The organism is Ideonella sp. (assembly GCF_036277275.1).
In the GTDB taxonomy this organism is placed as follows: Bacteria; Pseudomonadota; Gammaproteobacteria; order Burkholderiales; family Burkholderiaceae_C; genus Ideonella.
In genome coordinates this window covers 146,439-158,823 of record NZ_DASUNH010000137.1, presented here as the reverse complement: position 1 = coordinate 158,823, position 12,385 = coordinate 146,439, and the positions used below count along the sequence as shown (strand labels likewise).

Sequence of the window (12,385 nt, the reverse complement as noted above, 5' to 3'; positions counted from 1 at the left end):
CACCTACAACCTGGACTCGTCGGCCAATTGGTTGAACTGGACGCTGGACAGCCACGCCACCCACCAGAAAGCCTTCACCACGCGGCTGCTCGCCTTCCGCAAGGCGCACCCGGCGTTGCGCCCGGCGAACTTCTATTCGTCAGGCGACAACAACGGCAACGTCATGGAGCAGCTGCGCTGGTTCAAGCCCGATGGCGGCGTGGCCGATGCGAGCTACTTCAACAGTTCGAGCAACCACGCGATCGCATGGCGCATCGACGGCAGCGAATTCGGCGACAGTGCGAGCGCGATCTACGTGGCCTACAACGGCTGGTCCGGCCAGGTGAACTTCACGCTGCCGTGGCCGGGCGCCGGCAAGAGCTGGTACCGCGTCACCGATACGGCGACCTGGAACGACGGCGCCAACACGATCGTCGCACCAGGCAGCGAGGCTTTCATCGGTGGTGAGAACGCCGTCTATGGTCTCGAGGCCCGTTCCATGTTGCTGCTGATTGCAAAGTAGACGACGCGGCGCAGGAGCAAAGAAAAAGGAGCCACTCCCCCGAATGGCTCCTTCAATGCGCCGTCCGCCGTTGGAATTGCGGGTGGGGCGCCGAACGGGACGGGCCTCGTGGCCCTCGAGCCGCCGCTCGGCGGCCAGCCGACCCTTGGGGGGCGGCTGATTCTTGTTGTCGGCCCGCTCAGACGGTGCTGGCGATCGCCAAGTAGCCAAACGGGCGTACGCAGCGTCGCCCGTCTTCAAGTGGCGTGCGCGGATCCGGCTCCGCCGGTCCGCTGCGCGAGCCCCCTCGGGGGGCAGCCCGCCGGAGCGGGCGTGGGGGCTATATTCAGTCGGCGTATTGGCCGGCAGCCTTGATCACCGGGCCCCACTTGTTGATCTCGGCCTCGACGAACTTCTTGTGTTCGGCCGGGTTGACGCGCGCGTCGGTCACGATCACCGCGCCCAGCGCTTCTTCGCGCTTGTCGAACTCGGCGTCTTTCAGCGCGGCCTTCAGTGCCGCGTTGACCTTGTCCAGCACCGGCTTGGGCGTGCCCTTGGGCGCGTACAGGCCGTGCCAGATCGACACGTTGAAGCCCTTCATCCCCGACTCGTCCAGCGTCGGCAGCTTGGCCAGCGCGGGGGTCGTCAGGCGCTTGGTCGTCGTGACGGCGAAGGCCTTGACCTTGCCGCCCTCGATCTGGCTCGTGGTGTTGGTGGTCTGATCGCACATGATGTCGACCTGGCCACCGAGCAGGTCGGTCATCGCCGGCGCGGTGCCCTTGTACGGCACGGTGGTCATATCGATCTTCAGGCTTTGCTGGAACAGCAGGCCGCACAGGTGCGAGGCCGAGCCCAGCCCGGCGTTGGCCAGGTTGATCTTGCCCTTGTTCGCTTCGAGCCACTTCGACAGCTCGGCGTAGTTGGCCGCGGGCAGGGCGGTCTTGCCGATCAGCGTCATCGGCACTTCGTTGATCAGGCCCAGGTACTCGAAGTCTTCCAGCGGCTTGTACTGCATCGTGCGGTACAGCGCCGGCGAGGTCGCCATGCCGATGTGGTGCAGCAGCAGCGTGTAGCCGTCCGGCGCGGCCTTGGCGACCTTGGTCGCACCGAGCGTTCCGCCGGCGCCGCCGACGTTCTCGATCACGATGGGCTGACCGCCCATCGGTTTGCGCAGCGCTTCGGCCAGGTCGCGTGCCACCTTGTCGGTCGGGCCGCCGGCGGCGAATGGCACGACGATGGTCACCGGCTTTTCGGGGTATTCGGCGAATGCGGTGCCGGCCAGGGTGGCGGCGACGAGGGTGAGGGCGAAGCGTTTCATGGCGTCTCTCCTGATGAATCTGCGCAGGGTGGCCCATGCTAGCCGTGCCATTTGATGCGCCATCTCGGGAACTACGTAAGGGTGGGCCCTCAAGTGGCTAGCATGGTGACCTTTCCCGCAGTCATTCAGCCGCATTTGCGCTGCCTCAAAAATGAGCCAAGCCACCCCTTCCGTGATCCGCTTCGACCCCGCACCTGCTGCCGCTCCGGAGATCGACCACCCCCGTCCCGAACGGCGCGAAGTGGGCGACCCGGAGCGCCGCACCTGGGTGCTCTACGACAACGCTGCCGAGGGCCTGGCCACCGGCATCTGGGAATGTGACCCGGGCCAATGGCGCGTTGAATTCGGCCCTCGCGAGCACGAGTACTTCATCGTGCTCGATGGCCTGTGCCGCGTGCATGATGCCGAGGGCCGTGTCGAGAGCTTCGGCCCTGGCCAGGCGGTGTTCCTGCCGCCCAACTTCAAGGGCTCGTTCGAAGTCGTCGAGCGCATGCGCAAGCACTTCGTCATCGTCGAGCGCTGAAGCCTCGACGGCGCGGCTGTCCGCAGTGACGGCGGCACACATCCGGACACCACTGAGCGGCCTCCCTTACGCGCGAGGGGGTGTTTTGTGCAATCGCTTTCAGATGGGCCACGCTACGCTGGTCGCCGCATGCAAGCCCGCCGTGCAGGAGGAGACCGTTTGATGAAAGCCTTGTCCGAGATACCGCGCCGATCGGCGCTTGCCCTGTTGGCCTTCGCAGCGCTGGCCGGCCCGACAGCCGCTTGGGCCGCCACCGTGCAGTTCTCGGGCTACACCTGGGAAGTGCGCCAAGGCGGCGGCGGCCCCGGCCCCAACAACTGGGACGCTCGCAACGTCTGGGTCGACGCCGAAGGTGCCTTGCACCTGCGCGTGTCCCGGCTGGACGGGCAATGGGCCTGCGCCGAGGTCACGATGACCCAGGCGCTCGGCTTCGGCACCTACCAGTGGCAGCTCCAGGGCCGTCCCGACCAGATGGACCGCAACCTGGTGCTGGGCCTGTTCAACTACACGACCCCCGACATCGGCCCCGATGGCACCAACGAGATCGACATCGAGTTCGCGCGTTGGGGCAACGCGTCATGGCCCAACGGCAACTGGACCATCTACCCGGCCGTCCAGGGCCCCAAGCCGCTGTCGACATCGTTCGAGGTCGCGCTGACCAGCGACCTGTCGACCCACCGCTTCACCTGGGCCTCTGACAGCATCCGCTACGCCAGCCTCTACGGCCTGCACGACATCGGCGACAACAGCGGCCTGTTTCGCAAGAAGACCTTCGCCCCGGCCAAGGCGCAACGCCGCATTCCGCAGAACGCGCTGCCGGTGCACATGAACCTGTGGTTGTTCAAAGGCCAGGCGCCGAGCGACGGACAGCCGGAGGAGATCGTGATCCGCTCGTTCAAGTTCGTGCCGCTGTAGTTCGCCTCTGCCAGGGCGCTCGGGGCCCCTGGCCGCAGGGCCGCGGCTTCGGCCCTTCTGCGCCCGCACCTTTCGTTGACACGGCGCCCGTCCTGGGCGCCCCCTCGCGGGAGCGAGGCGCGCCGTCGATCTTCCCCACATGTCGATGTGCTGCGGCGCCTGCGCCGCAGCCAGCCGCCTGGCGGGCGTTTGACTTGACTTCATTTCACATGTCAGATAATGTTGACATGTGAAAACGAAAAGCCACGCAACTGACGGAGATCGCCTGTTGGCGATGCTGGCGGCGCTCGCCAATCCGCACCGGCTGCGGATCGTGGCCGCGCTGGACAGCGGCGGGCGCAACTACGTCAGCCAGCTGGCGCGCGAGCTCGACATCAGCCGCCCCTTGCTGCACCTGCACCTGCAAAAGCTGCAAGACGCCGGCCTGGTCAGCAGCCAGCTCGAGTTGTCGCAAGACGGCAAGGCGCTGAACTACTTCGAAGTCACACGCTTCGCCGTCGAGTTGACACCGGCGGCCATCGCCGAGGCGGCGAAGTCTTTGACCACCCATCTTGAACCGTAGAGGTCACCATGTCCGAGAGCCTGTATCTTTTGACGATCTGTCTGCCACTGGCGACGGTGCTGCTGGTCTTCGGCATGAAGTACTGGTCGGCCGTGCAGCAAGCCAAGGCCCGTCTGGCCCAGGACGAGGCCTACCGCCACATCGCCGCCGCCGCGTCGGCGGCACAGGCGCAGACGGCATCGGCCCTGTCCTCGATCGACACGACGCTGGCCGACGTCAAGACCCGCCTGGCGGCGGTCGAAAAGATCCTGAAGGCGGTCGAATGAGCGCCGCCACCGAGAGGCCCACCGACGCGAACGAGGTCTCGCTGATTCGCCTGTACCTGCTGCGGGCGATGTACCTGCTGATCGTCGTCGGGCTGGGCATCGTGATTTGGCCCGGCGTCATTCAGCACGACAAGCCCTGGGGGCTGATGCAGGGTGTCGTCAACTGCATGCTGGCCGCCTTCTCCGCGCTGTGCCTGCTGGGGCTGCGCTACCCGCTGCAGATGCTGCCCTTGCTGCTGTGGGAATTGGCATGGAAATCGATCTGGCTGCTGGTCGTCGCGCTGCCGCTGTGGTCCAGCGGCCAGATGGACGCCGCCACCTGGTCGACCACCACCGATTGTCTCGTGGCCGTCGTCATGCCGTTCATCATTCCGTGGCGTTATGTCGCTGCGCACTACCTGCGAAAACCCGGTGACCGCTGGCGCGCCGCGGTGCCGGCTGCGTCCGTCGCCTCGCCGGGATGCAGCGCATGAACACGATCAAGAAGCAGGCGAGGGTGGCCGGCGCGCTGTACTTGCTGGTGGCCGTGACCGCGCCGCTGGGCCTGATGGTCGTGCCGGCCCAACTGTTCGACCTGAGCGATGCTGCGTTGACGGCCGAACGCATCCGCGGCGGCGAAACGCTGCTGCGCCTGGGCATGGCGAGTGAACTCTTTCACCAGGCCGTCGAGGTATTCCTGGTGATGGCGCTCTACAAACTGTTCCAGCCGGTGAACCAGTCGCTGGCGCGCCAGATGGCGTGGCTCGGGCTGATCCCCATCCCGATCGTCTTCCTGAACGTGTTGAACGAAGTGGCTGCGCTGATGTTCGCCACCGGACCGGGCTTCCTGAACGTGTTCGAGCGACCCCAGCTCGATGCGTTGGCATTGCTGTTCGTCAAGCTGCACGGCAACGGCCTGCAACTCGCCGCGGTGTTCTGGGGCTTGTGGCTGTTTCCGCTCGCGCTGCTGGCCTGGCGCTCTGGCTTCATCCCGAAGCCGGTGGCGGTGCCGGTGGTGGCCGCCGGCCTGGGCTACCTGCTCGGGGCCATCGTGTCGCTGCTGCTGCCCGGGTTGTCAGGCGCCCTCGGAGACCTCATTTTCATCCTGATGTTGGGCGAGCCGGTGTTGATCCTGTGGCTGGTGGTGTTCGGCGCCAGGACGGTGAACCGCCCGGACGGGGCGGTGCCGGTTCCCGCGTCGATCTAGCGCCCGTGTGAGGCCCTAGGCAGCGGCGCCTGCGAGTTGACGCAGCGCTTGCTCGAACACCTCGGGCGGCTGCCCTCCCTGGATCAGGTGGCGGTCGTTGATGATGACCGAGGGCACCGAGTTGACGCCGAGCTGCTGCCAGTGGCGCTCTTCGGCGCGCACCTCGGCAGCGTAGCGATCGGACTCGATCACCTCGCGCGCACGCTCGGCATCGAGACCGACTTCGCTGGCGGCACGCATCAGCACGTCGACTGCGCCCGGGTTGTCGCCGCGGCCGTGGTACGCCTTGAACAGCGCATGTTTCAGCTCGCGCTGTTTGCCTTCGAGGCCCGCCCAATGGATCAGGCGATGTGCGTCGAAGGTGTTCCAGACACGAGCCCGGTCACCGAACTGGAAACCGACCGCCGCGCCGCGTTCGCGGATCCCCGCCCGGTTGCGGTCCAGCTGCGCGGGCGTCAGGCCGTACTTGCGCGACAGGTGCTCGGTCGCATCCTCGCCCTCCGGGCCCATCTGCGGGTTCAACTCGAAGGGGCGAAAGTGCAACTCGACCGGAATGTCCGGGCCGATCTTGGCCAGCGCCAGTTCGAGTGAATTCAAGCCCACTGCGCACCACGGGCAGGCCACATCGGAGACGAAATCGATCTTCATCCGTGTAGTCTAGTGATGCAGCCCGGACCTTGCCGGGACGTGCCCAGAAGCCTGAGCCCACCCGGGGGGACCGACGGCGCGACGCAGGCGTGAGGCTGTGCGCAGGCACACCCTCACGTCCGGCTCAAGTCCGCCTGACCTGTCGGTCAGTCGTACTTGCGCGCGTCTTCGATGACCTGGCCGTCGTTGGGCAGGCTGCCGGGCGGCACGAACTGCACTTCGCCGCGCAACTTGGTCACGTCGCGCATCGTGTCGGCCAGTCGGGCTGCCAAGCCGTCGGGCGCCTGGCCCACCTCGACCTTCAAGGTCATCCGGTCGTTGGCCATTTCGCCTTCGACGACCAGTCGGCCGCGCCTGGCTTCGGGATGGCGGCGCAGCACCTCCGCCACCTGGCCGGGATGGACGAACATGCCGCGGACTTTGGCCGTTTGGTCGGCGCGCCCCAACCAGCCGCGGATGCGGGTGTTGCTGCGGCCGGTCGGGCACGGCCCGGGCAGGATCGCCGACAGGTCGCCGGTGCCGAAACGCACCAGCGGGTAGTCGGGGTTCAGCGTGGTCACGACGACCTCGCCGACCTCGCCATCGGGCACCGGGTCGCCGGTGCCGGGCCGCACGATCTCGACGATCACGCTTTCATCCAGCACCAGGCCGTCGCGGGCGGTGGTCTCGTAGGCGATCAGGCCGAGGTCGGCGGTGGCGTAGCTCTGGTAGGCCTCGACGCCCCGCTGCTGGAACCAGGTTCGCAACGATGGCGGGAAGGCTTCGCCGCCCAGCATGGCCTTGGTGATCGACGCGGTCGAGACGCCGGTCTCGGCGGCCTTCTCGAGCAGGATGCGCAGAAAACTGGGCGTGCCGATGTAGCCATGCGGCTTCAGCTCGGCCACCGCCTGCAGCTGCAGCTCGGTGTTGCCGATGCCACCGGCAAACACCGTGCAGCCAACCGCGTGCGCGCCGGACTCCATCATCGAGCCGGCCGGGGTCAGGTGATAGCTGAAACTGCAATGCACCAGATCACCCCGGCGAAAACCGGCAGCGTGGATCGCGCGCGCCATGCGCCAGTAGTCGGCCGCTTCGCCCTCCGGCTCGTAGATCGGGCCCGGCGACTGGAAGACCCGCCTGGCGCCGTGCGAGCGCAGCAGGCCGCGCCACCCGATCGCCGAGAAGCCACCGAACGGGTCTTGCCTGGATGGGTCGGCGCGGTCGCGCTGCTGGCGCTCCAGCAGCTCGCCCTTGCGGATCACCGGCAACCTGGCCAGCGCCGCGCGGCTGTTCACGGCGACCGCGTCCACGCCGCGCAGCAGCTCGGCGAAGGCGTCTGTGCGCGCTTGCGCATGCGCCACCCTGCCGGGCAATGCCGCCATCAGTGCCGCTTCGCGCAGCGCCGCCGGACGGGTCTCGAGTGCATCGTAGAAGGCATCGCTGCTCATCGTTCCTCCTCGGTCCAGCGGGCCAGGCGCTTTTTCACCTCGTCGGTGAACTTGCGCACCGCGGCGCTGCCATCGAGCGTGAAGCGGTCCCACTCGGGCACCTGGCGCGACGGGCGCTTGGCCAGCCTGGCATCGATGGCGCTGTCGCCCGCCACCAGCTCCATCACCCGTGCGCCCTTCAGCTCGAAGCCGTCGCCGCGCTCGGTCAACGTTCGCAGATCCCGCAGTGCGCGCTTCAGCTGCACCAGCGCGTCAGCCGGCTTGAACGGCGGTGGCGCGAATCCGAATTCTTCGTTTGGCATCGTTTCTCTCCCTAGGCCAGCCAACGTTTGCGACGCTTGTAGCTTTTGACATCGCGGAAGCTCTTGCGGTCGCCGCCGCCCATGCCGAGATAGAACTCCTTGACATCCTCGTTCTCGCGCAAGGCCTTGGCCTCGCCGTCCATCACGATGCGGCCGTTCTCGAGGATGTAGCCGTAGTCGGCGTACTTCAGCGCGATGTTGGTGTTCTGCTCGGCCAGCAAGAAGGTGACCTTCTCGCGCTGGTTCAGGTCTTTCACGATCTCGAACACCTCTTCGACGATCTGCGGCGCCAGGCCCATCGACGGCTCGTCGAGCAGCACCATCTTCGGGTTGGCCATCAGCGCGCGGCCGATCGCGCACATCTGCTGTTCGCCGCCCGAGGTGTAGGCGGCCTGCGAGCCGCGCCGGGTCTTCAACCGGGGGAAGTAGGTGTAGACCTTTTCCAGCGTCTCGGCCACCGCGGCCTTGCCGTCGCGCCGCGTGTAGCCGCCGGTCAGCAGGTTCTCCTCGATCGTCAGGTGGGCGAAGCAGTGCCGGCCCTCCATCACCTGGATCACGCCGCGCTCGACCATCGCCGAGGTGCTGAGCTTCTCGATGCGCTCGCCACGCAATTCGATCGACCCCTTCGTCACCTCGCCGCGCTCACCCGCCAGCAGGTTCGACACCGCCCTCAGCGTCGTCGTCTTGCCCGCACCGTTGCCGCCCAGCAGCGCCACCACCTGCCCTTCGGGCACCTGCAGCGAGACGCCCTTCAGCACCAGGATCACGTGGCTGTAGATGACCTCGATGCCGTTGACGTTCAAAAGAATGTTGCTCATCGCGTCGCCTTTGACTCATTCAAGTGCCGCACGCGGCACTTGAATGAAGGCCCCGCCAGGGGCCACCCCCGCTGGGCGGGGGATGGGGGTGTCTCGGACCCCTCCCGCCTGGCGAGAGGGGAAGGGGAGAGTGCAAAATGATTCGGCAAAGCCAACCTGAGTCGCGATGGCGACTCAGGATTGGCAGTCCTCCGGCGTACGACGGGTCAGCTTCTTCTCCGCCGCATACTTGTCCGCCGCCGCCTTCACCATCGGCTTCAGGATCTGCTCGTCGGCCTGGATCCAGTCGGAGGTGAAACGCCAGGCGTTGCCGTTCCAGGTGTGCACCCGGGCCCAGTTGGCGCCCATGTGATCGGCGCAGCTGGTGCTGATCGGCCGCATCACGCCGGCAAAGCCGAGCCCGTCGAGCTTGGCCTGGTCCAGCGCCAGGTTCTCCAGGCCCCAGCGCACCTGCTCGCCGGTCATCACCTTGCCTTTGCCGAAGCGTTCTTGTGCGCGTTTGACGCCCTCGACCGCCAGCATCGCCGACATCAGGCCGCGCGTGTACAGCACGGTGCCCACCTCTTCGGCCGGCCCGGTGCCCTGGCCCTTCTCGTGCACCAGCTTCAGCACCTCGGTGTGGACGCGGCTGCGACCAGCGCCGTGCTGCAGCGCCAGCGCGTTGTAGCCCTTGGCGCCGTCGCCGACGTCCTTGACGTCCGGCTCGGCGCCGGACCACCACACGCCGTACATCTTCTCGCGCGGGTAGCCGGTGGCCACCGCTTCCTTCAGCGCGGCCGAGTTCATCACGCCCCAGCCCCAGAGGAACACGTAGTCCGGCCGGCTCTGGCGGATCTGCAGCCAAGTGGCCTTCTGCTCGACGCCCGGGTGGGTGACCGGCAGCAATTGCACCTCGAAGCCATGGGTGCGAGCGCGCTCCTGCAGCAGCGGGATCGGCTCCTTGCCGTAGGGGCTGTCGTGGTAGACCAGCGCGATCTTCTTGCCCTTGAGTTTGTCCAGCCCGCCTTCCTTGGCACCGATGTGCTGCACCAATGCGTCGGCGGCGACCCAGTAGGTGCCTGTGAGCGGGAAGTTCCACTTGAAGACACCACCGTCCTGGCTCTCGCTGCGGCCGTAGCCGGCGGTGATCAGCGGGATCTTGTCGGCGGGCGCCTTCTCAGTCAGCGCGAAGGTGATGCCGGTGGACAACGGCTGGAACACCGTCGCGCCCTTGCCCTTCAGCCGCTCGTAGCACTCGACACCCTTGTCGGTCGCGTAGCCGGTCTCGCACTCTTCGAAGCTGAGTTTGACTCCGTTGAGGCCGCCCTTGGCGTTGACCAGCTTCAGGTAGTCGACATAGCCGTTGGCGAACGGCACGCCGTTGGGTGCATAGGCGCCGGTACGGTAGACCAGCACGGGGAAGAACTGCTCCTTGGCTTGCGCGAACGCTGCCGGCGCAGTGGCCAGCGCAGCGAGCCCCGAGGCCGCCAACAGCGCGGCACGGGCCAGGGATTTCATCTTGGTCGACATGTCTACCTCCAGAGGTGGAAAAACACTCATCAGCGAACAACAACATGCACTCGTCAGTGCCGGACAAGGCTTTATGGGCCTGGATCTTCAAGCAAGTGGTGGCCGGAAACAGGCGCTCCGCAGGAGTCGCCGCCCATCAAGTGGCGTGCGCGGATCCGGCTTTGCCGGGCCGCTGCGCGAGCCCCCTTGGGGGGCAGCGACTGGAAGGAGCGTGGGGGTTCCATTTCTAATGTGGGAAGGGCCAGAGCCTCAGCTTCTCCTTCGCGGTCGACCACAGGCGCGCCAGGCCGTGCGGCTCGACGATCAGGAAGAACACGATCAGCGCGCCGAACACCATGTAGGTCAGGTGAGAAGCCAGCGCGGTGTCGATCGGGATGCCGAACCAGTACGGCAGGTTGTCCAGCACGATCGGCAGGATGACGATGAAGGCCGCGCCGAAGAAGCTGCCCATGATCGAGCCCAGCCCGCCGATGATGACCATGAACAACAGCTGGAACGAGCGGTCGATCGAGAAGGCGGCCGGCTCCCACGAGCCCAGGTGGACGAAGCCCCACAGCGCACCGGCGATGCCGACGAAGAACGAGCTGACGGCGAAGGCGGTGAGCTTGGCGTAGACCGGCCGGATGCCGATCACCGCAGCGGCGACGTCCATGTCGCGCATTGCCATCCATTCGCGGCCGATGTGGCCGCGCACCAGGTTCTTCGCCAGCAGCGCGCAGATGCAGACGAAGCTGAGGCAGAACAGGTACTTGTCCGCCGGCGTGTCGATCTGCCAGCCCAGCAGGCTCAGCTCGGACACGCTGACCGAGCCCGATGACGAATCGTTGGTGAACCACTTGATGCGCAGGAAGGCCCAGTCGGTGAAGAACTGCGCTGCCAGCGTCGCGACCGCCAGGTACAGCCCCTTGATGCGCAGCGACGGGATGCCGAACAGCACGCCGACCACCGTCGAGCACAAGCCGCCCAGCACCAGCGCCACCACCAGCGGCATGCCTTCGATGCGCACCATGAAGTTGTAGGCCGCGTAGGCGCCGATTGCCATGAATGCTCCGGTGCCCAGCGAGATCTGGCCGCAGTAGCCGACCAGGATGTTCAGCCCGATCGCCGCCAGCGACAGGATCAGGAACGGGATCAGGATCGCGCGCAGCAGGTATTCGCTGGACAGGGCCGGCACGGCGACGAACGCGAGAGCGAGGAACGCCATGATGACGATGCGGTCCTGGCGGATCGGGAAGATCTGCTGGTCAGCCCGATACGTCGTTTTGAACTGGCCGTTTTCGCGATAAATCATGCTCCCACGCTCCCTCTGGTCATTGCCTTGCAGGCCGCGCTTGGCCAGTGGCCAAGCCCCTCACCAGGACCGGCAGAGCCGGATCCGCGCACGCCGCTCGGCTGAACACCCATGCACACGTTCATGGCCATCACACGCGATCAATGATCTTCTCGCCGAACAAGCCCTGAGGCCGGAACAGCAGGAACAGCAGCGCCATCACATACGCAAACCAGATCTCGATGCCGCCGCCCAGCATCGGCCCGAGGTAGACCTCGCTGAGCTTCTCGCCGACACCGATGATCAGCCCGCCGATGATGGCGCCGGGCACGGACGTGAGGCCACCGAGAATCACCACCGGCAGCGCCTTCAGCGCCACCTGCGACAAAGAGAATTGCACGCCGAGCTTCGAGCCCCAGATGATCCCGGCCACCAGCGCGGCGAAGCCGGCGACCGACCAGACGATGACCCAGATGCGCGACAGCGGGATGCCGATCGACTGCGCCGCCTGGTGATCGTCGGCCACCGCGCGCAATGCGCGGCCGGTGGCGGTTTTTTGGAAGAACAGCGCCAGGGCGCCGACCAGCGCGGCGGCGATCACCGCGGCGGCGAGGTCTTCCTGGCTGATCAGCACGCCGCCCTGGAAGGTCTGCTCGAACAGGAAGATCGGGTCCTTCGGCAGGCCGACGTCGATCTTGTAGATGTCCGAGCCGAAGATCGTTTGGCCGAAGCCGTCGAGGAAGTAGGTGATGCCCAGCGTGGCCATCAGCAGCGCGATCGGCTCCTGGTTGACCAGCTTGGACAGGCACAGCCGCTCGATCAGCCAGGCCACGGCGACCATGCAGGCCATGGCCAGCACGAACGCGACCGAGTTCGCCAGCAGCTTGCTGTCGGTGCCCAGCCAGCGTGGCGCCCATTCGGAAAAGCGTGCCATCGCCAGCGCCGCGAACAGCACCATCGCGCCCTGCGCGAAGTTGAAGACGCCGCTGGCCTTGAAGATCAGCACGAAGCCGAGCGCAATCAGCGAATACAGCATGCCCGCCATCAGGCCGCCGAAGAAGGTCTCAAGAAAGAATCCCATGTTCTTGCCCTGCTCAAAGAGGCGGCTTGCCGTGGTGGACCATCACGTCGTCAAGCGGACGCCGCGGAACCGGCTTTGC

Annotated in this window: 14 protein-coding genes and 1 pseudogene; 7 read left to right on the top strand and 8 right to left on the bottom strand. The window is 66.4% G+C overall.

Annotation, left to right across the window (positions count from 1 at the left end; genetic code table 11):
* Positions 1–502, top strand: a pseudogene (locus VFY73_RS24195) (glycogen-debranching protein); the annotation flags it as partial.
* A gap of 325 nt (positions 503–827) precedes the next feature.
* Here VFY73_RS24195 and VFY73_RS24190 read toward each other — a convergent pair.
* Positions 828–1,799 carry a tripartite tricarboxylate transporter substrate-binding protein gene (locus VFY73_RS24190; RefSeq protein ID WP_329723647.1) on the bottom strand — a complete coding sequence of 324 codons (972 nt, stop codon included), beginning with the start codon at positions 1,797–1,799 and terminating at the stop codon, positions 828–830.
* A gap of 151 nt (positions 1,800–1,950) precedes the next feature.
* On the opposite strand from VFY73_RS24190, the gene VFY73_RS24185 reads away from it, so the two are divergent.
* The 6 genes from VFY73_RS24185 to VFY73_RS24160 all read left to right on the top strand — a co-directional run bounded on the left by VFY73_RS24185 (position 1,951) and on the right by VFY73_RS24160 (position 5,251).
* Entirely contained in the window at positions 1,951–2,322 is a 372-nt protein-coding gene (locus tag VFY73_RS24185; RefSeq protein WP_329723645.1) for a cupin domain-containing protein, read from the top strand.
* Positions 2,323–2,484: 162 nt separating this feature from the next.
* Positions 2,485–3,237, top strand: a complete 753-nt coding sequence (locus VFY73_RS24180; protein WP_329723643.1) for a glycoside hydrolase family 16 protein — start codon at positions 2,485–2,487, stop codon at positions 3,235–3,237.
* 274 nt (positions 3,238–3,511) lie between these two features.
* On the top strand, positions 3,512–3,799 hold the full coding sequence (locus VFY73_RS24175; RefSeq protein WP_329723659.1) for an ArsR/SmtB family transcription factor: 288 nt from the start codon (positions 3,512–3,514) through the stop codon (positions 3,797–3,799).
* An 8-nt stretch (positions 3,800–3,807) separates the two neighbouring features.
* Positions 3,808–4,065 carry a hypothetical protein gene (locus tag VFY73_RS24170; RefSeq protein ID WP_329723641.1) on the top strand — a complete coding sequence of 86 codons (258 nt, stop codon included), beginning with the start codon at positions 3,808–3,810 and terminating at the stop codon, positions 4,063–4,065.
* Entirely contained in the window at positions 4,062–4,538 is a 477-nt protein-coding gene (locus tag VFY73_RS24165; RefSeq protein WP_329723639.1) for a hypothetical protein, read from the top strand. The genes VFY73_RS24170 and VFY73_RS24165 overlap by 4 nt, the downstream gene beginning before the upstream one ends.
* Positions 4,535–5,251, top strand: a complete 717-nt coding sequence (locus tag VFY73_RS24160) for a DUF4386 domain-containing protein (RefSeq protein ID WP_329723637.1) — start codon at positions 4,535–4,537, stop codon at positions 5,249–5,251. The genes VFY73_RS24165 and VFY73_RS24160 overlap by 4 nt, the downstream gene beginning before the upstream one ends.
* Positions 5,252–5,266: 15 nt before the next feature.
* On the opposite strand, the gene VFY73_RS24155 is transcribed toward VFY73_RS24160, so the two are convergent.
* The 7 genes from VFY73_RS24155 to VFY73_RS24125 all read right to left on the bottom strand — a co-directional run bounded on the left by VFY73_RS24155 (position 5,267) and on the right by VFY73_RS24125 (position 12,306).
* Positions 5,267–5,899, bottom strand: a complete 633-nt coding sequence (locus VFY73_RS24155; RefSeq protein WP_329723634.1) for a DsbA family oxidoreductase — start codon at positions 5,897–5,899, stop codon at positions 5,267–5,269.
* Between the two features lie 146 nt (positions 5,900–6,045).
* Positions 6,046–7,326, bottom strand: coding sequence for a phenylacetate--CoA ligase family protein (locus VFY73_RS24150; protein WP_329723631.1), 1,281 nt, complete (start codon positions 7,324–7,326; stop codon positions 6,046–6,048).
* A complete protein-coding gene (locus tag VFY73_RS24145) occupies positions 7,323–7,628 on the bottom strand; it encodes a hypothetical protein (RefSeq protein ID WP_329723629.1) in 306 nt (101 codons plus the stop codon). Before VFY73_RS24145 ends, VFY73_RS24150 begins: the two co-directional genes overlap by 4 nt.
* A gap of 11 nt (positions 7,629–7,639) precedes the next feature.
* Positions 7,640–8,446, bottom strand: coding sequence for an ABC transporter ATP-binding protein (locus VFY73_RS24140; protein ID WP_329723627.1), 807 nt, complete (start codon positions 8,444–8,446; stop codon positions 7,640–7,642).
* A gap of 174 nt (positions 8,447–8,620) precedes the next feature.
* Positions 8,621–9,955 (bottom strand): ABC transporter substrate-binding protein, encoded by a 1,335-nt coding sequence (locus VFY73_RS24135; RefSeq protein ID WP_329723625.1) that lies wholly within the window; start codon positions 9,953–9,955, stop codon positions 8,621–8,623.
* A 226-nt stretch (positions 9,956–10,181) separates the two neighbouring features.
* Positions 10,182–11,246 (bottom strand): branched-chain amino acid ABC transporter permease, encoded by a 1,065-nt coding sequence (locus VFY73_RS24130; RefSeq protein WP_329723623.1) that lies wholly within the window; start codon positions 11,244–11,246, stop codon positions 10,182–10,184.
* 130 nt (positions 11,247–11,376) lie between these two features.
* Positions 11,377–12,306, bottom strand: coding sequence for a branched-chain amino acid ABC transporter permease (locus VFY73_RS24125; RefSeq protein ID WP_329723621.1), 930 nt, complete (start codon positions 12,304–12,306; stop codon positions 11,377–11,379).
* Positions 12,307–12,385 lie beyond the last annotated feature (79 nt).

Excerpts from the sequence above, each read along its gene's own strand:
- VFY73_RS24190 (WP_329723647.1), bottom strand. The coding sequence starts at position 1,799 with ATGAAACGCTTCGCCCTCACCCTCGTCGCCGCCACCCTGGCCGGCACC.
- VFY73_RS24185 (WP_329723645.1), top strand. The coding sequence starts at position 1,951 with ATGAGCCAAGCCACCCCTTCCGTGATCCGCTTCGACCCCGCACCTGCT.
- VFY73_RS24180 (WP_329723643.1), top strand. The coding sequence starts at position 2,485 with ATGAAAGCCTTGTCCGAGATACCGCGCCGATCGGCGCTTGCCCTGTTG.
- VFY73_RS24175 (WP_329723659.1), top strand. The coding sequence starts at position 3,512 with ATGCTGGCGGCGCTCGCCAATCCGCACCGGCTGCGGATCGTGGCCGCG.
- VFY73_RS24170 (WP_329723641.1), top strand. The coding sequence starts at position 3,808 with ATGTCCGAGAGCCTGTATCTTTTGACGATCTGTCTGCCACTGGCGACG.
- VFY73_RS24165 (WP_329723639.1), top strand. The coding sequence starts at position 4,062 with ATGAGCGCCGCCACCGAGAGGCCCACCGACGCGAACGAGGTCTCGCTG.
- VFY73_RS24160 (WP_329723637.1), top strand. The coding sequence starts at position 4,535 with ATGAACACGATCAAGAAGCAGGCGAGGGTGGCCGGCGCGCTGTACTTG.
- VFY73_RS24155 (WP_329723634.1), bottom strand. The coding sequence starts at position 5,899 with ATGAAGATCGATTTCGTCTCCGATGTGGCCTGCCCGTGGTGCGCAGTG.
- VFY73_RS24150 (WP_329723631.1), bottom strand. The coding sequence starts at position 7,326 with ATGAGCAGCGATGCCTTCTACGATGCACTCGAGACCCGTCCGGCGGCG.
- VFY73_RS24145 (WP_329723629.1), bottom strand. The coding sequence starts at position 7,628 with ATGCCAAACGAAGAATTCGGATTCGCGCCACCGCCGTTCAAGCCGGCT.
- VFY73_RS24140 (WP_329723627.1), bottom strand. The coding sequence starts at position 8,446 with ATGAGCAACATTCTTTTGAACGTCAACGGCATCGAGGTCATCTACAGC.
- VFY73_RS24135 (WP_329723625.1), bottom strand. The coding sequence starts at position 9,955 with ATGTCGACCAAGATGAAATCCCTGGCCCGTGCCGCGCTGTTGGCGGCC.
- VFY73_RS24130 (WP_329723623.1), bottom strand. The coding sequence starts at position 11,246 with ATGATTTATCGCGAAAACGGCCAGTTCAAAACGACGTATCGGGCTGAC.
- VFY73_RS24125 (WP_329723621.1), bottom strand. The coding sequence starts at position 12,306 with ATGGGATTCTTTCTTGAGACCTTCTTCGGCGGCCTGATGGCGGGCATG.